Origin of the sequence: uncultured Thiohalocapsa sp. (assembly GCF_913062725.1) — a bacterium.
Classification (GTDB): Bacteria; Pseudomonadota; Gammaproteobacteria; order Chromatiales; family Chromatiaceae; genus Thiohalocapsa.
Genome location: NZ_CAJXWY010000008.1, coordinates 1 through 23671, shown reverse-complemented (window position 1 = coordinate 23671; position 23671 = coordinate 1). Strand labels below are relative to the sequence as shown.

Annotated in this window: 16 protein-coding genes and 1 pseudogene; 8 read left to right on the top strand and 9 right to left on the bottom strand. The window is 66.5% G+C overall.

Going from position 1 to position 23671, the window contains the following annotated elements; all coding sequences use genetic code 11:
- Entirely contained in the window at positions 1-423 is a 423-nt protein-coding gene (locus tag QZ588_RS03425; RefSeq protein WP_295539940.1) for a S4 domain-containing protein, read from the top strand.
- A 74-nt stretch (positions 424-497) separates the two neighbouring features.
- On the opposite strand, the gene QZ588_RS03420 is transcribed toward QZ588_RS03425, so the two are convergent.
- A complete protein-coding gene (locus tag QZ588_RS03420) occupies positions 498-2309 on the bottom strand; it encodes a BCCT family transporter (protein ID WP_295539937.1) in 1812 nt (603 codons plus the stop codon).
- Between the two features lie 319 nt (positions 2310-2628).
- Here QZ588_RS03420 and QZ588_RS03415 point away from each other — a divergent pair, with 319 nt between their 5' ends.
- Positions 2629-3984, top strand: coding sequence for a cytochrome c (locus tag QZ588_RS03415; protein WP_295539934.1), 1356 nt, complete (start codon positions 2629-2631; stop codon positions 3982-3984).
- Positions 3985-4198: 214 nt separating this feature from the next.
- Here the strand turns inward: QZ588_RS03415 and QZ588_RS03410 are convergent, their stop codons facing one another.
- Complete coding sequence (locus tag QZ588_RS03410) at positions 4199-4678, bottom strand: Hsp20 family protein (protein WP_295539931.1); 480 nt, start codon at positions 4676-4678, stop codon at positions 4199-4201.
- 318 nt (positions 4679-4996) lie between these two features.
- On the opposite strand from QZ588_RS03410, the gene QZ588_RS03405 reads away from it, so the two are divergent.
- Complete coding sequence (locus tag QZ588_RS03405; protein WP_295539929.1) at positions 4997-5467, top strand: aminoacyl-tRNA deacylase; 471 nt, start codon at positions 4997-4999, stop codon at positions 5465-5467.
- A 420-nt stretch (positions 5468-5887) separates the two neighbouring features.
- Positions 5888-7639, top strand: coding sequence for a glycosidase (locus QZ588_RS03400; protein WP_295539927.1), 1752 nt, complete (start codon positions 5888-5890; stop codon positions 7637-7639).
- A 112-nt stretch (positions 7640-7751) separates the two neighbouring features.
- On the opposite strand, the gene QZ588_RS03395 is transcribed toward QZ588_RS03400, so the two are convergent.
- The 4 genes from QZ588_RS03395 to QZ588_RS03380 form a co-directional block, all read right to left on the bottom strand.
- Positions 7752-8345 (bottom strand): pyridoxamine 5'-phosphate oxidase family protein, encoded by a 594-nt coding sequence (locus tag QZ588_RS03395; protein ID WP_295539924.1) that lies wholly within the window; start codon positions 8343-8345, stop codon positions 7752-7754.
- A 202-nt stretch (positions 8346-8547) separates the two neighbouring features.
- Entirely contained in the window at positions 8548-9657 is a 1110-nt protein-coding gene (locus tag QZ588_RS03390; RefSeq protein ID WP_295539922.1) for an osmoprotectant NAGGN system M42 family peptidase, read from the bottom strand.
- The gene (gene ngg / locus QZ588_RS03385; protein WP_295539920.1) at positions 9654-11417 is read right to left on the bottom strand and encodes an N-acetylglutaminylglutamine synthetase; all 1764 of its coding nucleotides are present in this window, start codon (positions 11415-11417) and stop codon (positions 9654-9656) included. The genes QZ588_RS03390 and ngg overlap by 4 nt, the downstream gene beginning before the upstream one ends.
- A 126-nt stretch (positions 11418-11543) precedes the next feature.
- On the bottom strand, positions 11544-13319 hold the full coding sequence (locus QZ588_RS03380) for an N-acetylglutaminylglutamine amidotransferase (protein ID WP_295539919.1): 1776 nt from the start codon (positions 13317-13319) through the stop codon (positions 11544-11546).
- Between the two features lie 661 nt (positions 13320-13980).
- Here QZ588_RS03380 and folE point away from each other — a divergent pair.
- The 3 genes from folE to QZ588_RS03365 all read left to right on the top strand — a co-directional run bounded on the left by folE (position 13981) and on the right by QZ588_RS03365 (position 17129).
- Entirely contained in the window at positions 13981-14619 is a 639-nt protein-coding gene (gene folE / locus QZ588_RS03375; RefSeq protein WP_295539916.1) for a GTP cyclohydrolase I FolE, read from the top strand.
- Positions 14620-14849: 230 nt separating this feature from the next.
- Positions 14850-15257 (top strand): hypothetical protein, encoded by a 408-nt coding sequence (locus QZ588_RS03370; RefSeq protein WP_295539914.1) that lies wholly within the window; start codon positions 14850-14852, stop codon positions 15255-15257.
- Between the two features lie 294 nt (positions 15258-15551).
- Positions 15552-17129: an ATP-binding protein gene (locus QZ588_RS03365; RefSeq protein WP_295539912.1), complete on the top strand. Its 1578-nt coding sequence runs from the start codon at positions 15552-15554 to the stop codon at positions 17127-17129.
- Positions 17130-17188: 59 nt separating this feature from the next.
- On the opposite strand, the pseudogene QZ588_RS03360 reads toward QZ588_RS03365, so the two are convergent.
- From QZ588_RS03360 to QZ588_RS03350, 3 genes and pseudogenes are all read right to left on the bottom strand, one after another.
- Positions 17189-17686: pseudogene (locus QZ588_RS03360) on the bottom strand (IS481 family transposase); the annotation flags it as partial.
- 229 nt (positions 17687-17915) lie between these two features.
- The gene (locus tag QZ588_RS03355) at positions 17916-21251 is read right to left on the bottom strand and encodes an efflux RND transporter permease subunit (RefSeq protein WP_295539909.1); all 3336 of its coding nucleotides are present in this window, start codon (positions 21249-21251) and stop codon (positions 17916-17918) included.
- Positions 21244-22359, bottom strand: a complete 1116-nt coding sequence (locus QZ588_RS03350; RefSeq protein ID WP_295539907.1) for an efflux RND transporter periplasmic adaptor subunit — start codon at positions 22357-22359, stop codon at positions 21244-21246. Before QZ588_RS03350 ends, QZ588_RS03355 begins: the two co-directional genes overlap by 8 nt.
- Before the next feature lie 471 nt (positions 22360-22830).
- Between QZ588_RS03350 and QZ588_RS03345 the strand changes: the two genes are divergently transcribed.
- Entirely contained in the window at positions 22831-23304 is a 474-nt protein-coding gene (locus tag QZ588_RS03345) for an LEA type 2 family protein (RefSeq protein WP_295539904.1), read from the top strand.
- The last annotated feature ends 367 nt before the right edge of the window (positions 23305-23671 follow it).

Below are 23671 nucleotides of genomic sequence, written 5' to 3'. Positions count from 1 at the left end.
ATGACCAGCGCGGCACAACCAGGCGCCGATGAGACCGCGGGCACCCAGCGGCTGGACAAATGGCTGTGGGCGGCGCGGTTCTTCAAGACCCGCCCGCTGGCGGTGGAGGCCATCAACGGCGGCAAGGTCCAGGTGGACGGCCAGCGTGTGAAGCCGGGCCGCAATATCCGCCCCGGCACCCGGCTCACCATCCACAAAGGCGAGTACGAGTGGCGGATCGAGGTGCGGGGCCTCGCCAAACAACGCCGGCCCGCCACCGAAGCCGCGCTGCTCTACAGCGAGGATGAGGACAGCCGCAGCAGGCGCCAGGCACAGGTCCGCGAGCGGCGCGAGGCGGGCCGCGCACCGGCGCCGGAGCGCGGCCGGCCCACGAAGCGCGACCGTCGGCGCATCGGTGATTTCACCGGGCGCCAGCGCAGTTGAGCCCAGGCCTGCGTGACGGTCATGCCCGCGCGCCCGTTGCGGGTGCGCAGGCGCGGGCTGGTGCGGTGCGGCGATCAGCCGGAGCGCGCGGGCTCGGCGGCGGCATCGGCGCCGCCGCCTTGGACCACCGATTCCACGGCCTCCTGCAGCTTGTGGTCATCCTCGGCCCGGGTGACCGCCTTCTTCACCGCCGTCTCGACATAAAGCTCCTGGTTCAGGCCGACATAGAGGGCATAGACCCCCACCAGCAGCACCAGTGCGAAGGGCAGGCCCGTGCTGACCGCTGCGGTTTGCAGCGTGGCCAGGCCGCCGCCGATCAGCAGCACCGCCGCCACGACGCCTTCCATCACCGCCCAGAACACGCGCTGCGTGGTGGGCGAATCGAGCTTACCGCCGGAGGTGAGATGATCGACCACCAGCGAGCCCGAGTCCGAGGAGGTGACGAAGAAGATGGTCACCAGAATGACGGCGGCGCCGGAGAGCACTTCGGCGATCGGGAAGTTGTCCAGCATGGCGAACATGGCCTTGGCGACGTCGTCGTTCACCGCCGCGGCGATATCGTCGACGCCGGTGGCTTGCAGGTTCAGCGCGGCGCCGCCGAAGACGGACATCCACAGGAACGACAGCAGCGTCGGTATCACGATCACGCCGAAGATGAATTCCCGAACCGTGCGCCCCTTGGAGATCCGGGCGATGAACATGCCGACGAAGGGCGACCAGGAAATCCACCAGGCCCAGTAGAAGACCGTCCAGCTCCCCTGCCAATTGCTGTCGCGGAAGGTCTCGGTCCAGAGGCTCATCTCCGGCAGGATGGTGAGGTAGAAGCCCAGGTTCTGGGTGAAGCCGCTCAGCATGTAGACCGTCGGTCCCACCAGCAGCAAAAAGATCAGCAGCGCCGCGGCCATGACCATGTTGGCCTGGCTGAGGCGCTTGACGCCGGCATCCAGACCGGCGAACACCGAGAGCGTGGCGAAGCCGGTGATGACGGCGATCAGGATCACCTGTGTCTGCGTGTCGATGCCGATACCGAACAGGTGATCCAGCCCGGCGTTCACCTGCTGCACGCCGAGGCCCAGGGACGTGGCCAGGCCCACCAGTGTCGCCAGCACCGACAGGATATCGATGACGTTGCCCCAGAAACCGTAGATCTTGTCGCCGAGCAGCGGGTAGAACACCGAGCGGATGGTGAGCGGCAGGCCGCGGTTATAGGCGAAGAAGGCCAGGCCCAGGGCGACGATGGCATAGATGGCCCAGGGGTGGATGCCCCAGTGGAAGTAGGTCACACCCATGGCCGCCTGCGCCGCCTCCGGCGAGCCGCCCTCGATGCCGTTGAACATGGGTGACGGGCTCTGATAGTGGAACATGGGCTCGCCGACGCTCCAGAACATGAGCCCGATGCCCATGCCGGCACTGAGCAGCATGGCGTACCAGCCGGGTCGCGTGAACTCCGGCTTGGCGTCGGCGCCGCCGATGCGGATGTGCCCGAATTTGCTGAGTGCGAAGTAGAGCGCCGCCAGAATGAAGATGTTGGCCACCAGGATCAGGAACCAGCCCAGGGTTCCGGTGATCAACGACATGGCCCCGTTGAAGAAGGCGCCCGCCTCATCTTTGAACATCAGCGTGAGCAGGATGAACACGATGAGCACGAAGCTCGAGATGAACGTCACATGGGGATGCAGGTCGAAGCCCAGGCCAGCCCAGTTGTCGTCCCCGGGCTCGCGGCGGGGGGCATCGTCTTCGTAGGAGGCGGAGGGGGAAATCTGCAGGCCCTTGAAGCGATTGCGCTCGCGAACGGCCTTGCGGCGGGCTTCCCGCTCCACCTCCTTGAGCTTTTTCGCTAGTGTACGTTTTTCGTGAGCTGTGCGCTCGTCAGTGTAGTGGGTCATGGCTATCCTCGCAGTTTGTTGACTCCAGTTGTGTATCGGGTAGAAAACATGAGATCGCATCGCACAATTTCCACCATGCCATGACGGGCGGCTTTGTACGACCCCCGATCCAGGGAGCGCCCAAAGGACGACAAGGGAACATCAAGTGGACGATCGCTTCACGAGCAACCTCGCAACACCCCGGGCTTGCGCTCACGAGGCATTCCGGGCGCGCTGGGACGTGCGAATCTCCGCACGATCCGAGCCGTGAACTCAGCCAATCCCTCAGGCACAATCACCACCACCAAATCCACAACCCCAATCCCCGGAGACACGAAACATGCAACATCGAGTCGCCATCCTCGCCACTTTGCTCACCTGCGCCGCCACTGCGGCCCTCATGCCGGTCATCGCAGCAGAGCCAGCGCCGCCGGCTGCTGCCAAGCCGGACAGCCAGCCGCAAGCCGCGGCTGCTGCAACGAAGAGCCTTCTGCCGCCGGCCCGTGCCTACGGCGATCTCTCGCAGGAACGGGTGAACTACGGTCGCTACCTGACCATCGCCGGCGACTGTGCCGCCTGTCACACCCGCGACGGCGGTAAGCCCTTCGAAGGCGGACTCGCCATCGACACCCCGTTCGGCGTGCTCTACACCCCCAACATCCGGCCCTCCAAGGCTCACGGTATCGGCGAATTCAGCGACGAGGATTTCCTACGTGCCCTGCAGCATGGCATTCGTCCTGATGGCAAGCCCTACTACCCGGCGCTCCCCTACCCGTCCTATACCAAGGTAAAGGACGACGACCTGCTGGCCATCAAGGATTACCTGTTCTCCCTCGAGCCCACCAGCTACCGGCCGCCGGAGTCGCAGATGCGCTGGCCCTTCGACATGCGCGATCTGCTGTTCGGCTGGCAGCTCCTGTTTCTGGATAAGGAGCGCTTCCAGGCCAATCCGGACAAGAGCGACGAGTGGAACCGCGGCGCCTACCTCGTGGAGGGACTCGGCCACTGCGGTAGCTGCCACACGCCGCGCAACATCGCCGGCGCCAAGGAGCACAAAGAAGCCCTCACCGGCGCCATCATCGACGGCTGGTATGCGCCCAATCTGACCAACGATCTGACCGAGGGGCTCGGGCGCTGGACGGTTGAGGCGCTGGCCACCTATCTGGCGACCGGTGAGGCGCCGCCGGCCAAGGCAGGCGAAGGACCGCAGACCGCGGCGCTGGGGCCCATGGCGGAGGTCGTGCATGACAGTCTGTCACAGCTGGCAGCCTCGGACCTGCGGGCCATGGCGGTCTACCTGAAGGATCGCCCGGCGCAGGAAGCACCGCGGACGACGCCCCCGGTGCCGCATCAGCTGACCGAAGAGACCTATGTCAAGGGCCGCAAGCTCTACGCCAGTTATTGCGCCAGCTGCCACCAGAGCCACGGCCAGGGCCTGCCCCCCTACTTCCCGGCGCTCGCGGGCAACGAGGTGGTGACGCTGGAGCGGCCCAATGACATCATCAAGACTCTGCTGCTGGGTGCACCCTCCGACCCGTCGCAGGCCTACTCCGCGCATGTGGTGATGCCGTCCTTCGGCAGCATTTTCACGGACAAGCAGATCGCCACCCTGGCCAGCTACATCCGTGCCAACTGGGGCAATGATGCGGCCCCAGTAACTCCGGACCAGGTGGCTGCCTTGCGCAGCGACGGCTGAAGCTACAACCCGGCCGCCGGGCGGGGCGCCCCATCTTCCGGCGCCCCTGAGCAACCGCAGCCAGAGTCGCGGCGCGGATTGCTTGCGCCATCGGTGGCGTGCAGTACCCCGCACCGCGGCCGCTGCTGACAGCCGCGCTCAACAAAAAGGCCGGGCATCGGCCCGGCCTCATTCGCGCGACCGCGTCCCTGCGGACTGTCGCTCAGCTGCCGGCTCAGGCAGCAGACTTCGTCTCTGCCTTCTGCTGCGCGGCGCTGATCAGCTTCGCGTCATCACTGCGAATATCGATCTTCCGGGGCTTCATGGCCTCGGGGATCTCGCGGCGCAGCTCGATGTGCAGCAGACCGTTCTCCAGACGCGCATCCACCACACGGACATAGTCGGCGAGCTGGAACTTGCGCTCGAAGCTGCGGTTGGCGATACCGCGGTACAGGTACCTGGTGTCCCGCTCCTTGCCCTGCTCGGCACGGGCGCCGGAGACGCGGAGCACGTTCTCGGTGACCTCGATCTCCAAGTCCTCCGGCGAGAAGCCGGCGACCGCCATGGTCACGCGGTAGTCGTTCTCGCCCTGCACTTCGACGTTGTAGGGCGGATAGCCACCGGGCTCCGTGCGATACGCCGTCTCGAGTGCGTTGGACAGCCGGTCGAAGCCGATCATGGATCGGAACAGGGGCGAAAAGTCGATCGTCGTCATGGACATATTCTCCACTTGAGCAACATGTATTGGGTGTGCGTTGAGTGAACCGCACGTTCCGCAGGCCTCGATGAGCGCCTGCGTTATGTAAAGTAGGGGTCGCGTGGGATGATGTCAAGCCCCGACCGCCCCGACCGCCCCGGCCGCGGCGATCGCTCGGCGCTGCACGACCCGGCACCACCATGCGGATGCCGACGGACCTGATCGATGCGGCGATGGACGGGGACACCACGGCGACCCGCGACGGGGACAAGCAGCCGGCGTTGTACCAAGCTTGAGGGAGAAGCGCCGCAATCCATGCGGCTCAGGAGGTTTGCCATGAGCATCGCTGCACGCATCGACAGCAGGCTACGCGCCCAGCACATCGCCTTCGAGCTGATGCCCCATCCGCCCACGGGCTCGACCCATGAATCCGCCGCGGCGGCGCATGTGCCCGAGGACCACATCGCCAAGGCGGTCATGCTGCACGACGGTGACGGACATGCGATGGCGGTGATGCCCGGCGACACTTGGCTGCATCTGGACACGCTCAACCGCGACAGCGGCCGCACTTTCACGCTGGACGAAGAGTCAGCGCTCGCCGGGCTGCTGCCGGACTGCGCACCGGGGGCCGTGCCTCCGCTCGGCCCCCTCTACGGCATCGAGACCTTCCTGGACGAGGGCCTGACCACGCTCGGCGAAGTCTACTTCGAGGCCGGGGACCACCAGCATCTGGTCAAGGTGAGCGGTGAGGACTTTCTCAGGCTCCTCGCGGGTGTGCGTCAGGGACATTACGGGCAGCGCGACTGACAGCACGGCACGCCCGCAGCACCGTCGGCCGGCGTGCACGGCATGCCGGCCGCAGCGCACTGAAGACCGTCATCCGGCGGTCGACGCCAACCGGTACGACACACGAGTCACCCACAGTTGGTGCGGCGCCGGGCGCAGGACCGTCGCCATCGCTTCTGCGGTTTCGGTTTTGCGAATCGGTTTGTCCCAGATCATCGCAGCGCGCATTACGCGCATTCCGCCCACCCATCACGGTGTCGGTGGCCAGGCGCCTTGCCCGAAGTCAAGCGCATGCCTTGTCGCCGCCACCGGCGCACGTTCATCATGCCAATCACGATGTCGCCGGCGCCCGCCTGTGTCGCGCGGCCCAAGCGCTACTGTGGGCTCAACCTGAGGCCCATACCCAACCGCTGTCAGTTCCAGCCAAGGGGACAACAAGCTATGGCACATCACGCGGACGCAGCCGTTCAGACATTACCGAACGGTGTGATGCTCAACCTCTATCCAGACAGCATCGGTAACCGGCTGTCGGACTCGGTCTCGCTGCTACAGGAGCCGGACTTCGACGGCGCCTTTTCATTGCTCTACCTGCTGCCGACCTGTTTCCACAGCGATCTCGACCGTGGCTTCTCGGTCATCGACTATGCGCTGAACGAAGACCTGGTGACCCCGGACGATCTGACGGCGCTCACACGGCTCGGCATCCAGTTCAAGTTCGACCTGGTGCTGAACCACCTGTCCGTGGCCTCGCCACAGTTCCAGGATCTGCTGCGCAACGGCGATGCGTCGCCCTACAAGGACTTCTTCGTCGACTGGAACGCCTTTTGGGAGGGACACGGCGACATGGGACCCGATGGCCACGTCATTCCCTACCCGGAGCATCTGGAGAAGCTCTTCCTGCGCAAGCCGGGGCTACCCATCCTGGACGTGCGCTTCCCGGACGGCACCGACCGCCCCTACTGGAACACCTTTTATCAGAAGGTGACCTACCGCCCCATTGGACCGGACGAGCTCATCGCCGCCGGGGTGGACGAATCCGTTGCGCCCACCATCGCCATGATGGTCAACGGTGCGCTGGAGAACGGCGTCGCCCCGGATGACATCGATCTGGACGGCTACAACCACTACCGCAGCGAAACCCTGACCGTGGTGGACCAAAAGCGCGAATACCTGGGGCAGATGGACCTCAACGCCCGCTCCGAGGGCGTATGGCAGTTCTATGACGAGACCCTCGGCAAGCTCAAGGGCTATGGCGCGATCATCATCCGCCTGGACGCCTTCGCCTACCTGCACAAAGCGCCGGGTAAAGCGAACTTCTTCAATCAGCCGGGCACCTGGCAATACCTGGACCGGTTGCGCGACATCGCCCGGCGGCACGAGCTCATCGTCTTCCCCGAGGTCCACGCCGAGTACGGCAAGGAACTCCACCAAGAGGTGGCCGCCCAGGGCTATCCCATTTACGACTTCTTCTTCCCCGGACTCGTCATCGACGCCCTCGAGCACGAAACCGGCGTGCCGCTCAAGCGCTGGATCGGCGAAATCCAGACCCGCGGCCTTGAGACCATCAACATGCTCGGCTGCCACGACGGCATCCCGGTGCTGGATCTGCGCGGGGCGGTGGTAGATGGCGTGCACCACGCGGGCCTGCTGGACGACGCCCGCATCGACGCGGTCATGGAAGCCGTCATCAACCATGGCGGCCGGGTGAAGAACCTCTATGGCACAGACGGCAAGAAGATCGCCTACTATCAGATCAACGCCACCTTTTTCAGCGCCTTGGGGGAAGATGAGCAGAAGCTCTTGCTGGCGCGGGCGATTCAGCTGTTCATGCCGGGCATCCCGCAGGTTTGGTATCTGGATCTCTTCGCCGGGCGCAACGACTACGCCGCCGCCGATGCCGGCGGCGCCGCCGGGCACAAGGAGATCAACCGCACCAACCTGTCCATGGCAGAGGTGCACGCCGCCCTGACCCGACCCATTGTGCGCGACCAGCTAGCGCTGATCCGGCTGCGTAACACCGCGCCGGCCTTCGCCGGCGAGCTGACGGTCACCGAGACGGCGGACCCTGTGTTGGAGCTCACTTGGCGTCACGGCGCCGACAGCGCCACGCTGCGGGCGGATCTCGCCAGCGCCGGCTTCGAGGTGCTCACCCGCGCCGCGGACGGGACCGAACAGCGCCTGGCCTTCGGCTGACGCCTCTGCCAGACGGCCCACGCCGCGTGCCGCGGCGGACGCGCGCCCCGCCTGCGGCGCGCCGGCTGCGGGTCAATCACAGGCCGCGGCGTGTCGCCCCGGCGTTATCCACTCAAGGCACCAGCCAGCGACCCTGCCAGCGCCCCTCGTGCCAGTCGAAGCGGGCCCGCCGATGGCCGCGGGCAGCGAGATACAGCCAATCGAGACGCGCCACCGTCGTGAGCACCACACTGAAGTGCTCACGACCGGCGTCGGCGGGTGCCTGAGGCGTCGGCTGTGGATCAACCGCGGTGGGATCGACCAGCGGCGAGCCCGGCGGCGCCGACACGCGATAGCAGGCCCGCGAGCCGGGCTGCGTGGCCGCCCAGGCGGGCTCCGCCGCCGCGGTTGTGGCCAGCGCCGCCGAGCCTCGGGCACGGATCTGGACCTTCGCCCGCGGGTCATAGGCGCAGATCTCAACCGCTGGATGTTCGGAGATTTCGGCGAATTTGGGCGAGCGCCGATCCGTATGCACCCGCAGCAGCCGTTCGGCCCGGTCCACACCCCGCAGCACGACGCTGCGCACCCGCGGCGTGCCGTCCAGGCCCAGGCTCGCCAGCTGCACCGTGCGCATCCCGGAGCGCCGGTCGGCCACGCCACGACCGAGGCGCTGCCATACCTGCTCCAGGGTCGCGTCGAGGTCGTTGTAGAAATGCTCGTCGGACATGCGAGAACGTCGGGTCGTGAGCGCGGGGCGATCGCAACACAAGGGATCGGTTCAAAAAGCGCTCGCTGATCTGTGCGAGCGGGCCGCCGCCGATGTCCGTGATGCGGTTGCGACAGACCACCTCAGGGCGGACTGGCCCCCTCCAGGGAACCCAGTTAACCGCCGTGGCAGGCCTCGACCCCGGCGCCTCGCCCCGCCCCTGTCAACCAGGCATGGTCGGGAAGCCCGCGCGCGGTCCCATCTCGAAGCGGTCGCGGGCGTAGAGCGGGGGCGACTGCATATAGATGGCCACCAGTTCGGCGATGGACTCGAGCGCCTCCTGATGGATGCGCTCGTAGCCGTGGCTCGCATCGATGCCGAAGGTCACCAGCGCTGTGCGCACGTCGTTACCGGCCTCGAGCGCCGCGGCACTGTCGGAGCGGTAGTACTTGAAGACGTCGCGCTGATGCGGAATCTGGAATTCCTGACAGATCTGGATAATGCGCCGCGTCAGGTGATAGTCGAAGGGCCCGCCCATGTCCGCCATGCAGATGGTCGCACCGAATTCGCTGGAGTTCTGCCCGGGAGCCGTGGTGCCGTTGTCGATGGTGAGCATCTCGGCCACATCCTGGTGCAGTGCCGCCGAGGCCCCCGAGCCCACCTCTTCGGAGATGGTAAACAGCGGATGGCAGTCCACGGGTAATGGCACTTCCTGCTCTTTCACCGCTTTGGTGGCGGCGAGCAGCAGCGCGGCGCCGGCCTTGTCGTCCAAGTGGCGGGCGTTGATGTAACCGGTGCTGGTGACCTCCGGCGTCGTATCGATGGCCACGAAGTCACCCACGTGCACGCCCAGCCGGAGCAAATCCTCCAGGTTGAACACCCGCTCGTCGATGCGAAGCTCCACATAATCCCAGCCCGTGGGCTGGGAGTCGATCTCCGGGCCGAAGGTATGCCCGGAGGCCTTCAGCGGCAGGATGGTGCCACGGTGCTGGCCGTGGTCGGTGAACAGCGTGCATCGGGCGCCCTCGGCGAAGCGGGCGTTCCAGTGGCCCACCGGCACCAGTTGCAGCCGTCCATTGGGCTTGAGGGCCTTGATCATGGCGCCGAGGGTGTCGATGTGGGCGACGATGGCTTTGTTGGGCCGCTCCGCCTCGCCCTTCAGCGTGGCCCGGATGGCGCCACGGCGGGTCAGCTCGAAGGGCACATCCATGCGCTCGAGCTCCTCGCAGACGAGGTGCACGACGCGGTCGGTGTAGCCGGACGGGCTGGGCGTGAACAGCAGCCGCAGCAGGATGTCCAGGAGATACTCGTGATCGATGGGGACAGCTTTCAAACCCGGAGCTCCCGATTGGCCGGATGTCGCGTTGCGGTCTGCGGAAAGAGCAGATCCACAAAGCGCTCGGCGGTGGGCTGCGGCTCGTGGTTCGCAAGTCCGGGGCGCTCGTTCGCCTCGATGATCACGTACTCGGAGCCGCTCACGTCAGGTACCAGAAAATCCAGCCCCGTCACCGGAATGTCAAGTTCCCGAGCGGCCTTTTTTGCGGCGCTCGCGAGGGTCGGACTCAGTTGCTCGGTACAATCGTGGATGGTACCACCGGTGTGCAGGTTGGCGGTCTTGCGCACCCACAACAACTCACCCTCCTGCGGCACCTGATCCATGCGGTAGCCCGCCTGGACCACGCAGCGCTCGGTCTCATCGTCCATGGGGATCGAGCTCTCGCCGCCGGTGGCGGCGCGCCGACGCCGGCTCTGGATCTGGATCAGCTCGCTCACCGTGTTGTGGCCATTGCCCACCACATGGGCCGGACGACGGACGGCGGCGGCGACCACCTCGAAGTCGATGACGATGATGCGCACATCGTCGCCCGGGCAAAACTGCTCCAGGATCACCGTCTCACAGATACGCTCGGCGGCGGTGATGGCGCGCTCCAGGTCCGCGACCGAGCGGATGTCCACGCTGATGCCGGCACCCTGCTCACCGCGCGCCGGCTTCACCACCAGGCGTTTGTGCTTGGTGAGGAAGGCCTCGGCCTGATCGAGCGCCACGTACTCGCATTGCGCCGGCACCTCAAGACCGGCGCGGCGCAATAAACGCTGGGTGACGGCCTTGTCATCGCAGCGGCTCATGGCCACGGCGGTGGTGAGCTCCGACAGCGACTCGCGGCAAACGATGCGCCGACCGCCGAGGCTCAGCGCAAAGTAACCCGCCTCGGCGTCGATGACCTCGATGCCGATGCCGCGGCGGCGCGCTTCGTTGACGATGATGGTGGCGTAGGGGTTCAGGTTGGTCTCCGGCTGCTTGCCGATGAACAACGGCTCGTTGTAGGCATTCTTGTTTTTCAGCGCGAACACCGGCACGCGCTCGAAGCCGAGCTTCTCGTAGAGGCGGATGGCGCCGCGGTTGTCGTGCATCACCGACAGATCCAGGAAGGCACGGCCACGCGCATGATAGAACTCCACCACCTGCCGCACCAGCATCTCCCCGATGCCCGGGTACGGCGCCTGGGAATCCACGCACAGCGCCCACAAGCTGGCACCGAGCTCGTAGTCGTCAAAGGCTTCGACGTGGTCGACGCCGCAGACCACACCCAGGATGGCGCCGTCCTGCACGTCTTCGGCCACCCAGTAGTGCAGCATCCGCGAGGCGCGCTGCTGAAAAATAAAGTCCGGGTCCGGCGGCACCATTCTGCGCGCCGCATACAGCCGGGTCGCCGCCTCGGCATCCATGTGGCTGGTCAGCAGCCGCACCACGAAGCCCTTGGGCCGACGCTGGGTGAACTGATAACGCTCGAACCACAGCCGGAAGGTGTGGGATGGGTCCAGAAACAGGTCCTGCGGCGCATAGGACAGCACCACGTGCGGATCGCGCAGGTACAGCGCCACATCACGCCGTCCGGGTTGCTCGTCCTGCAGGCAATGGGCGAGACGCTGGGGATCGTTGAACGTCTGGCCGAAGATGAGCCGACCCCAGCCGCAGTCGACGACGGTCTCGGACCAACTTTCGTCGTCGCTGCGTGGCTTATTGTCCCAGCTGCTCACCGACGGACCGCGCTTGCGCTCCAGCCGATGGTGGATGTTGTCGCGGACGGTCATGAATCTGTCCCCTCGTCCCGTGATTACTGCTTGGGCGGATCGCCTGGGGCTGTCAGTGCAGCCTGCGGGCCGCCGACGGGCCACACCACAGACGCCGTCCCGCCCCCGGTACGCTGCAACGCTCGATCAGACTCCGTGCTCCTGCAGCCATAGCTCCAGCAAGGCCACCTGCCAGAGCTTGGAGCCCCGCAGGGGCGTGATGTGGGCCTCCGGATCGGCGAGCAGCGCCTGCACATACTCGGGCTGGAAGAGCTGGCGCTCGCGGGCGCGCTGGGAGGTCACGGCATCGCGCATCATGTCCAGCACGTCGCCGCGGGGGTACTTGAGCGCCGGCACCGGGAAGTAGCCCTTGGGCCGGTCGATGACCGCCTTCGGAATGACGCGGCGGCCAACCGCCTTCAGCACGCACTTGCCGTCGTCGCAGAGCTTGTGCTCCGCCGGGATGCGGGCGGCGAGCTCCACCAGCTCGTGGTCGAGAAAGGGCACGCGCGCCTCCAGGCCCCAGGCCATGGTCATGTTGTCCACCCGCTTGACCGGATCATCCACCAGCATGACGAGCTGGTCGATGCGCAGGGCCTTGTCCACGGCGGCCTCGGCGCCGGGCCTGGCGAAGTGCGCACGGATCAGCGCGCGGCTGTAATCGTCGCCGTGCAGACGCGGGTGCACGGCGCGCAGGTACTCGTCATGGTCGCGATCGCAGAACACACGGGCGTAGTCCGTGGCCGCATCGGTGCTCTCCAGCATTGGCGGATACCAGTGATAGCCGCCGAAGACCTCGTCGGCGCCCTGCCCGCTCTGCACCACCTTGACGTGCCTGGCCACTTCCTGGGAGAGCAAAAAGAAGCCGATGACGTCATGACTGACCATGGGCTCGGCCATGGCGCGGATACAGCTCGGCAAATTCGGCAGCAGCCTCGAGGCCGAGTCGACGTGGATCTTGTGATGCCGGGTGCCGTAGTGCTGGGCGATGATGTCCGAATACTGAAACTCGTCCCCCGCCTCGTCGCCGACGCTCTCGAAGCCCACCGAGAACGTATTGAGACCGGTTTGGCCCCCTTCCGCCAGCAGGCCGACGATCAGGCTGGAGTCGAGCCCGCCCGAGAGCAGCACGCCCACGTCCACGTCCGCCACCAGCCGGCGCTCCACCGCCGTGCGCAGGGCGCCGAGCACCCGGTCCTGCCAGTCTTCGAAGCTCAGGCCTCGCTCTTGCGGCGGCGTCTCGAACGTCGGCGCCCAGTAGGTGTGCTCGCGGGTGGTGCCGTCCGCCTCGATGACGCGAATGGTGGCTGGCGGCAGCTTGCGCACACCGCGCAGGATGGTATAGGGCGCGGGCACGACGGCGTGGAAATGCATGTAATGATGCAGCGCCACCGGGTCCAGATCGGTGTCGATGCCGCCGCCTGCCAGCAGCGCCGGCAGCGTGGATGCAAAGCGTACGCCACCGGACAGCTCGGCGAAGTACAGCGGCTTGATGCCCAGGCGATCGCGTACCAGCGTCAGGCGTCCGCTGTCGCGCTCGGCGACGGCGAAGGCAAACATGCCATGGAAGCGCTGCACGCAATCCGCACCCCAGGCGTGAAAGGCCTTGAGCACCACTTCGGTATCGCCGTGGCTGAAAAAGCGGTAACCCTGCCCCGCCAGCTCGTCGCGCAGCTGTTTGTAGTTGTAGATACAGCCGTTGAAGGCAACCGTCAGCCCCAGGTCGCTGTCCACCATCGGCTGGTTGGCGTGGGTGCTGAGATCGATGATGCTGAGCCGGCGGTGGCCCAACGCCACCCGTCCCTGCTGGAACAGACCGCTGGCATCGGGCCCGCGGGGCTCCATGACGGTGTTGACGGCGGCCAGCGCAGCCAGATCGATGGGGCGATCGTCGAAGCGGATCTCACCGCAAAAACCACACATGATGCTTGTTTCCTCAGACTTGGGGCGGCGGGGCGAGCGAGCGGCGCGACGGCTGCAGGAAACGCATCCGGTGGGAGCTGTGGTGCGAGCCCGCGTCCTGCTGGGCGCCTGTGGCGACATCCGTGCGGCCATCGCCGCCGGCGCAGTGATCACCCAATGTCAGCCTCGAGCACCGTGTGCAGCGGATCGGATTCCCGGTCGTGGGTGCGAACGTGCGTGCCTGCGCCGCGGAAGCTCGCGTGGGCAGCGGCCGGCGTCGTCGTGCGCGCAAAAACTGTCGGCCGAAGACAGGTTCCCTCGCGCAATCGAGCGGACGGTGGCCGAGCGTTGTTGCGGTCTATGCTACCGGAAGCCGGATAGCGCTGCCAGAAAACAGCGGCCGCATAGGAATTCCGACCAATATCACGCCGCAGGACTCTGTGCCCGCAGTCGCCGATGCGCCTGCACATGGTGGTCTTCGGCGGCTTGGCCGCAGCACCGGCCAAGCGCTGCCACAGATCTGCTCAGGCACCGATATCGATGGGAATCGACGCACCAGCCCCTATCTCTGCGGCAGCGAGCGTTGACCCGGCGACGGCAACCGGGCCCGGGTCGCGACCACATGAGATGCAGTCGGCGGCCTTACGATGTCGCCCACGACCGACCTAGCAGGAAGACGATCATGGCAGCAGAAGGGCGCATTGCGCGCATCGCCAGCGACGGCCATTACGCCGACAGTTTCGAAGCCGAAGCCGAGAGCGAAGTCTATGACGAGGCCAAAGAGCGCCTGGTGCGGCAGATGCTGCATGAGATCGGCGAAGACCCTGAGCGCGAGGGTCTGCGTCGCACGCCGCTGCGGGTTGCCAAGGCCATGGACTTCCTCACCAGCGGCTACGAGCTGTCGGCAGAGGAGATCATCAAAAAGGCGGTCTTCGAAGAAGACGTCAAAGAGATGGTCATCGTCCGCGACATCGAGTTCTACAGCATGTGCGAGCATCACATGCTGCCGTTCTTTGGCCACGCCCACGTCGGCTACCTGCCCAACGGCAAGGTCGTCGGGCTGAGCAAAGTGGCGCGCGTGGTGGATGTCTTCGCCCGCCGGCTGCAGGTCCAGGAACGGCTCACCAACCAGGTGGCCGACGCCCTCATGGAGCATCTCGGTGCCCATGGCGTGGCCGTGGTCATGGAAGCAAGCCATACCTGCATGATGATGCGCGGCGTGCAGAAGCAAAACAGCACCACCGTCTCCAGCGCCATGCGCGGCACCTTCGAGGACGATCCGCGCACCCGCTCGGAGTTCATGGGTTTTCTACACAAATAGTGCTCAGGTAAACCGTTCCTAGGAGCCTGTGCGCCTTAGGTGCCAGACTCGGCTCTGACAGCCAGGATTGGCAAAATCCCGCTGTGGCGTGCGCGGGGTGCCGGGGTCACTGAGAGCCGGGGTCACTGAGAGAAGGCGCCGTTTTCGACCTCGCCCGGCACCTTGCGGACGGTCGTGGCAACCGGCACTCCGTTGGGCACCGGAACCCACGACTTTGCCACTGACATGGCGTGCTCGCGCCAAACGCGCCCCTGCGGGCGGCTGCCATCGCCTTCGGACCTGAGGTGGCGGACGCAACCGGCGCGCCGAACGCGGTCGGTTCACCGCCTCCAACGCCGGCCTCCAAGACGCGCTCCCCGGCACGCTACCTCTGGGCCATGCTGCTGGCCCGGCTGTTCGGGTCGCCGCCGCTGCTCTGCCCCAACGGCGGCGCAGACCTGCGCCTCATCGCCTTCGTCACCGCGGCCGCGCCCGTCGAGCAGATCCTCTCGGCTCCCGGTGAGCCACCGCGTCCGCCTCTGATCCCGCCCGCACGCGGACCGCCCGCCCGGGACGATGCTCCCGAGCCAATGCCGGACGGGGACCTCCTCAAACAACCCGAGCCCGGGTTCGCGCTCGATCAGCGCGTCTCCTGGTAGCCGCCGTGTCTCTCCCGCGGGCAACGGTGTGGCCCCCTGCGCGCCCGGCGGCACGCTGCGCCGCAGATGCTCCCCCCAGCATCCCCGGGACGCGGGCGCCTGCACCGCGCGCGACGTCCGTGAGCCCCGCAGTTGGGCGTTGACCGCGCACCCCAGCCCCGACAACTTCTCCCCCCCGGCCAATCTGGACGCCCAGGGTGGCTTGGATTTCCTATCCTTCGGTTTCGGATGCGCTCGGGCGGGTCGCTGTTATCCTTGTTGGACTCGATTCCGCCGCCAAGGGCTTGCCAAACCATGCGCTTTTTCAATACCGAAGGCCCTGTCCACTGCGAGGAGCATTACTGCCTGCCGCCGCTGTCGCGCTGGGATCTCGATGAGATCCTGACGCTGATCGCGCGCAAGAAGTATTTCCTGCTGCATGCGCCGCGCCAGACGGGCAAGACCAGTTGTTTGCTCGCGCTGATGGAGCATCTAAACCGCGGGTCTGACTATCAGGCGCTTTACGTCAATATCGAGACCGCACAAACGGCGCGGCAGGATGTCTCGCGGGGCATGCGCACCATCTGCGGCGCCATCGGTGCTTCGGCGCAGGGCATTCTCGGCGAGGAGCGGCTGTTTGACTGGATCGACCAGGGCTTCGCGCGACGGGGCGCGGACGGCGTGCTGACCGACCTGCTGACCCGCTGGAGCGCCGCGGCCGAGCACCCGCTGGTCCTGCTGCTCGACGAGGTCGATGCGCTGATCGGCGACACCCTGGTCTCCCTGCTGCGGCAGCTGCGCACCGGCTACACCCAACGCCCGGGGTTGCCCTTCCCGCAAAGCGTCGTGCTCTGCGGGGTGCGCGACATTCGCGATTATCGCATTCACGCCCGTTCCGAGCCCGAGCCCATCACCGGCGGCAGTGCCTTTAACGTGCGCGCCAAGTCGCTGCGCCTGGGCGATTTCTCCCTGGCCGAAGCCCGCGCATTGCTTGCCGAGCACAGCGCGGAGACCGGCCAAGTCTTCACGTCCGAGGCGCTCACGCGGGTCTGGGAGCTGACCCAGGGCCAGCCCTGGCTGATCAATGCGCTGGCTTATCAGGCCTGCTTCGAACGGCGTGAGGGGCGCGACCGCTCCCAACCCATCACCCTGGCCATGATCGACGCGGCCAAGGAGGATTTGATCCGCAACCGCGTCACCCATCTCGACCAGCTTGCCGACAAATTGAGCGAGGAGCGCGTGCGACGCATCATCGAGCCGATGCTGGCGGGAGAAGCCCTTGGCCAGCTTCCGCTGGAAGACCTCGAATACCTCATTGACCTCGGATTGTTACGCCAACAGGGTGGTGGCGGCATTGAAATCGCCAATCCCATCTATCGGGAGGTTCTGCCCCGCACACTCGCCGAGGTCCCTCAGGCCTCTTTGCCCCAAATCGCCCCCACCTGGCTCGACACCCAAGGCCAGCTTGATCCTAGCCTGTTGCTGGACGCATTTCTCGCCTTCTGGCGCCAGCATGGCGAGCCGCTGCTCGGCAGCGCGCCCTATCATGAGATCGCCCCGCATCTGGTGCTGATGGCCTATCTGCATCGCGTCGTCAACGGCGGCGGCACCCTGGAACGGGAATACGCCATCGGCGCCGGTCGCATGGATTTGTGCCTGCGCTATGGCTCGGTCACCCTCGGTATCGAACTCAAAGTCTGGCGCGACGGACGCCCCGATCCGATCACGGAGGGTCTGACCCAGCTCGATGGCTACCTGAACGGACTGGGTTTGGACACCGGCTGGCTAGTGATTTTCGACCGCCGCGCCGGGCAGCCGCCGATTGAGGCACGCTCCCGGGTCGAGGAGGCCAGCAGCCCAGCCGGTCGGCCGATTCGGGTGATTCGTGCCTGAGCGACACAATCACCTGCGGCTAATTGTCCGGTCCCGGCAGATTACCAGGGTCGCTTAGGGGTGGCGCGGTCGATGGCGACGAACAGATACGTGCGTTTGTCCTCGTCGGCCATCTGCGGCAGGACCTTCACATCCATGTGCACGAAGCCCGGTGCGTCGTCCTTGAAGCCCTTGGCGGGCGTTGTCGGCTGCTCGTCCTTTGGGCGCACAGCGGCCAGGCGCGAGACGCCGTGGCGGCGCAGGCAGCGCTCGAGTCCGGAGCGCGAGACGGCGGGGTTGATGAACTCGTGGACGACGGCGAGCAGGTCGTCGAGCGGGAGCAGCGCCGTCTTGCGCAGTTCCACCACCACCGCCTCCTGGGCCGTGGTGAGCGTCGTCTGCAGCCGCTGCGGGCAATGCGAGGCGTCCTGCACATCGGCGCGGTTGCGCCACTTGCGCACCGTCTCCTCGCTGACGTTGTACTGACGCGCCAGGGTCGCCGTGGGCAGGGTGGAGTCTTGCATCTCGCGCCGCGTGGCGGGCGTCGTACGCGCGTTCTGGTGCAGTCGGACGTGCATCGTGGCTCCGGGCTCCGGTCAGAGGGGATGGCCGATGACGGGCTTCACGCTCAAGAGCGCCCCTGGCCAGGAACAGAGGATAGCTCCTGCGGGGCCAGGAATCATCCGGGACCAAACAGGGCGTTGACCGCGCGACCCGCACCCCGACCCCGATCACCTCCCTCCCCGGGCCAATCTGGATGCCCGGGGTGGCTTGGATTTCCTATTCTTTTATTCTTTCAACCGCACCTCACCCCGTCGCCGTACGAATCCACGCCACCCGCTTTCGCATGACCCCGTAGTACACCACGGGAATCACCACCAGCGTCAGCGCCGTGGAGACGAACAGGCCGAACAGCAACGACACCGCGAGCCCCGAGAAGATCGGGTCATCGAGGATGAACACCGCGCCGGCCATGGCGGCGACGGCGGTCAGCGCAATGGGCTTGGCACGGACGATGGCAGCGTCCACCACCGCCTGCTCCAGACTCCTGCCCGCTCGCACCTGCTGGTTGATGAAGTCCACCAGCAGGATGGAATTGCGCACGATGATGCCGGCGAGGGCGATCATGCCGATCATGCTGGTGGCGGTGAATTGCGCACCGAGCAGAGCGTGCCCCGGCATGATGCCGATGAGGGTGAGCGGGATGGGCGCCATGATCACCAGCGGCACCAGGTAGCTGCGGAACTGGGCGACCACCAACAGGTAGATCAGGATCAGCCCGACGCCGTAGGCGATTCCCATGTCCCGGAAGGTCTCGTAGGTGATCTGCCACTCGCCATCCCATTTGACGCTGAACTCATAGGGGTTCTCCGGCTGCTGCACATACCACTGCGCCAAGCCCAGGTCGTCGCCGAGCCGGCCGGCGATGTCGAACAGGCCATACAGGGGGCTGTCGATGGGGCCGGCCATGTCGCCGGTGACATAGACCACGGGCAGCAGGTCCTTGTGGTAAATGCTGTGGGCGCGGGTGGTCTCCACCACGTCGACGATCTCCGACAGCGGCACCAGCTGCCCACCCCTGGAGCGCACCCGCAGCGCCAGCACCTGCTCCAGGTCGGCTTTATCGGCGGCGGCGTATTCCACGCGAATGGGCACGGCGTATTTCACATTGGCGCCGTGCAGGAAGCTCATGTCCTCGCCTTCCAGCACGGTGGCGAGCGCCTGCGCGACGCTGGCCTGCTCAACACCCAGGCGCGCCGCCTTGGCGCGGTCGACGACCACGAGCACCTTCTCCGACGGATATTCAACGGAGTCGTCGATGTCGACGATATCCGCCGTGTCGGCGAACACCGCGCGCACCTGTTTGGCGATCTCGATCTGGCCGTCGTAGTCGATCCCATAGACCTCGGCCACCAGCGGCGAGAGCACCGGCGGGCCCGGTGGAATCTCGACGATCTTGGCGTTGCCGTCGTACCGGCGGGCGATGGCTTGCAAGGGCTCGCGCAGGCCGAGCGCGATCTTGTGGCTCTTGTCGTCGCGATGGTGCTTGTCCACCAGATTCACCTGGATATCGCCCAGGTGCGGTCCCTCGCGCAGGTAGTATTGGCGCACCAGCCCGTTGAAATTGATGGGCGCGGCGGTGCCGGCGTAAACCTGGTAGTCGGCCACTTCCGGGACGCCGCTCAAATAGCGCCCCATCTCGCCGAGCACCCGGGCGGTCTGCTCCAGGCTGGTGCCCTCGGGCATGTCCAGCACCACCTGCAGCTCGCTCTTGTTGTCGAAGGGCAGCATCTTGAGGATGACCACCCGGTTCACCGCCAGCAGCAGCGAGCCGGCGATGAGCAGCAGCACGCCGGCCAATAGCAGCCAGCGGTTCAGCTGACCGCGGCCACCCGCAAGAAAGGGGCCGATGAGGGTATGGAACAGGCGCCCGAGGAACGCGCTGCCGCCCTCCGCCTGGTGTCCGTGCGCGGACCCACCCGCGGCCACCGCGGCATCATGCCGCTTGCCGAGCAGGAAGTTGCTCATCCAGGGCGTGAACACGAAGGCCACCACCAGCGAGATCAGCATGCCCATGGAGGCATTGATGGGGATGGGGCTCATGTATGGCCCCATCAGTCCTGTCACGAAGGCCATGGGCAGCAGGGCGGCGATGACGGTGAAGGTGGCCAGGATGGTGGGGCTGCCCACCTCGTCCACGGCGCCGGGCATGAGCGCGAGCAGCTTCCGGCGCGGCCACAGCGCCATGTGCCGATGGATGTTCTCCACCACCACGATGGCGTCGTCGACGAGGATACCGATGGAGAAAATGAGCGCGAACAACGACACCCGGTTCAGCGTGAAGCCATAGGCCCAGCTCGCAAAGAGCGTCAGCGCCAAGGTGACGATCACCGCCGCGCCGACGATGACGGCCTCGCGCCAGCCGAGGGCCAGGAGCACCAGCAGCACCACGCTGAGAGTCGCAAATGCCAGCTTGGTGATGAGCTTCTTGGCCTTGGCGTCGGCGGTTTCGCCGTAGTTACGGGTGATGCTGACCTCGACGCCCTCGGGGATGAAGGTGCCCTGCAGCTGAGCGAAGCGCTCGACCACGCGCGCGGCGATGTCCACCGCGTTCTCGCCCTCCTTCTTGGCCACGGCGATGGTCACCGCCGGCGTCGCACAGCCCATGGCGAGCGCACATCCGTCGGGATCGCTCCGGGCCTGGCCGGCCGCGCCGTGGGCGGCTCCGGGCCCCATCCCCATCCAGACGTAGGTCTCGGGCTCCTCCGGGCCGCGCACCACCCGGGCGACGTCGCGCAGATACACGGGCCGGCCGCCATGCAGGCCCACCACCAGCTCGCCGATGTCTTCGGGGTCGGTGAGGAAGGTACCGGCCTGCACCAGCACCTCGTGGTTGTCGGCCACCACGCCAATGTCGTCGCGGATGGCGTTGCTGGCCTGCAGCGCCCGGCGCAGATCGGTGATATCGATGCCGTAGGCGACGAGGGCCTGCGGGTCCAGCATGACGCGGACCACCTGCTCGGGCACGCCGATGGTGTAGACGTCGCGGGTACCGTCGACGCGCTTGATCTCCTGCTCGATGGCGTGGGCCACCTTGCCAAGCTCATAGGCGCCGACGGCCTGATCCCTGGACCAGAGGGTGGCGGTGAGAATGGGCACGTCGTCGATGCCCTTGGGCTTGATGATGGGCTGCCCCACGCCGAGGTTCGGCGGCAGCCAGTCCTCATTGGACATGACCTTGCTGTGCAGGCGCACAATGGCGTCGGTGCGATCCTCGCCGACGCGGAACTGCACCGTCACCACGGCCATGCCCGGCCGCGAGACGCTGTAGATGTGCTTCACGCCCTTGATCTCGGAGAGCACCTGCTCGGCGGGGCCGGCGATGAGATGCTCCACCTCCGTGGCCGATGCCCCGGGGAACGGAATAAACACGTCGGCGAAGGTGACGTTGATCTGCGGCTCCTCTTCGCGCGGCGTGATCAGGATCGCGAAGAGACCGAGCAGCAGGCCCACCAGCGCCAGCAGCGGCGTGATCTCGGTGTTCTGAAAGTACGCGGCGACGCGCCCGGAGAGACCGAGCCCGCCACCGGCGCCACCGTCGGCGTCCCTGTCGGCGCCGTTGCGGGTGTCGGTGTCAGCCATCCTGCTCAGCCTCCGCCCGTGCGTCGGCCCGTGCCCGCGCCTGGGCCTTCAGCGCGACACCGGCGGCGATGGGATCGAGCGCAACGCGCTCATCCGGCGTCAAGCCCGAGAGCACCACCAGCGCCTCACCATGCTTGCGGCCGACGCGGATCTGGCGGAAGTGCACCTGAGCATCGGCGTCCACCACATAGACGCCGGTGACCTCGGAGCGATACACCACGGCATCCTCAGGCACCATCAGCTCTTCCTTCTTGCCGGTGACGAAGCCCGTCTTGACGAACATGCCCGGAAACAGGTCCTGCAGACGGTCGGCCAGATCCAGCCGCACCCTGAACGTGTTGGAGCCCATGTCGGCGTATGGGAAAACGGTGATGCGCTCCGGCTGCACCACAGCACTCACCGCATCGCCGCTGGGGAGGTAGACGTTTACCTCACCAATCTGGCGCACCGCCGGGATCACGCTCTGCGGCACATCCACCGTGACCCGCAGCTGCTCCAGCGAAATGCCGGTCATCACCGGCTGGCCCGGGCTCGCAATCTCACCCGGCTCCACGTGGCGATTGATGACGATGCCGGAATACGGGGCGCGGATGCGGGTATACTCGAGCTGCTCCTCGGCCTGTTCCAGGGTCGCCCGGGCCGCGTCGAGCCGGGCCTCGGCGCTCGCCAGCTCCGCCTCGGCCCGATCCATGTCGGATTCGGAGACGTTCTTGGTCTCGTAGAGGCCCTCGATCCGGGCAAATTCGTCCTCGGCGCGCGTCAGCTCCGCCGTCGCCGACTTGAGCTCTGCGGCGGCCTGGGCGACGCGTGCACGGTGCTCGTTGTCGCGCAGGCGTACAACGATCTCGCCCTTGCGCACGAAGTCGTCCACGTCGTAGAGAATCTCTTCCACCTGACCCTGGGTCTGAGCGGAGACCGTGGTGCGGTTCACCGCCTCGACGACACCGTCGAGGCGATACTCCCGCGGCACGGTGCGATGGCTGATTTGTGCGGTCTCGAGGCTGGCTGCGGCGGTGGCCGGCGGCGTATCGCCGGCGGCGTGCGCCGCCGGCCCGACGACGAGCGCCAGCAACGCCAGCAGGCCTGATGTGTATGGTCGCGGACTCATGATCGCGTTTTCCCTTAAAGATTAGATTTCTCTAATATACTGAATAATTCATTGATCCGGCAAATCTTCCACTGACCTTAGAGGCTTTGGGGCGGAGCGCCATGATCCAGCGCAGCGTCGGCCCAGGCAGACATCCTATAGACTGCGACAGCATGTCTACAGTAGCCGAACCCCGGCGCGGTCGCGGCGCCGAAGCCACCACCCGACCGGAACCACACGGCGGCAACGCACTGCCGCGGGGAGATGCGATCTCGCCCCGGGCCATCCTCGCCGCGCAGCGCGAAACCATCCGGACCGACGGCCATGCGAGCCGGCTCACCGGCGGCGGCTAAGATGACGATCACCGCCGCGGTGACAATCGTCCCGGTGCTCAGGATCACCAAGTGGCTGCTGCGCAGACTGGCACAGGCGCAGTCGGCACCCGGGGCGCCGCTGCATGTCTCGGTCTGAAGCCGCTGGCGGGTCACCGGGATGCTGAGCTGGCTGTTGGTCGCCGCCGCGCTGTTGCTGACCGCGGCAGTAGTGTGGCTGATGCGCCAGCTAAAGCCCCCGGACGTCAAGCTCACCGCCGTGCGCCCAGACCAGCTCACCGCCGGCGAGCAGCGCCTGCGGGTTGGACTCAGCGTACAGAACCCCAACCCCCTGCCACTGCCGGTGTTGTCCATGACCTACCGCCTCTGGCTGGAAGAACGGCCCATCGCATCGGGCGAAGGCACACTCCGGCGCCGCGTGCCCGCCCACGGCGAAGCCGCAATGGAGGCGCTGATCAGCGCCGATGCCCGCCACCTGGCCCGCACGCTCCCCGGGCTCGCGCTCATGCCGCAGCCCTGGCGCTATCGCCTGGAGGGCACCGTGACGGTTCTGCCGCCGCTGCGGCTGGGCTACCGCCACAGCGGCGAGATCGATCTGAAGGGGCTGCTGCGACTCGCGGCGTCACTGCGTTGATGCTGACGCGTCGGTGGCGAGCGAGCCGATACCATCCCCGGCGCACAGCATTGTCCGGCTCAAACCTCGAGCAGGTTGGGTGGCGGACGGCGGGGGTCTCGACCGCAGGGATGCAGTCGTGAAGGCATGCACTCGGGCTATCGCAACGGTCCCGGCGACCGGGCCCGGGGCGCACAGGCATCAGGTGACCTTCCCATCCGCGGATACGGGCAAGCCCTTCACACGCAAACGCTGGCCCGCATCGCTTGGGATGGTTAGAATCCACCCTATCCATACCGTCGTGCCATGCTCCGAGCGCCGGCCCCGCCGTCTGACAGCGCAAGCCCCCATGTCCATCCCCCACGTCAGCGCTCCACCCAAGCCGGGT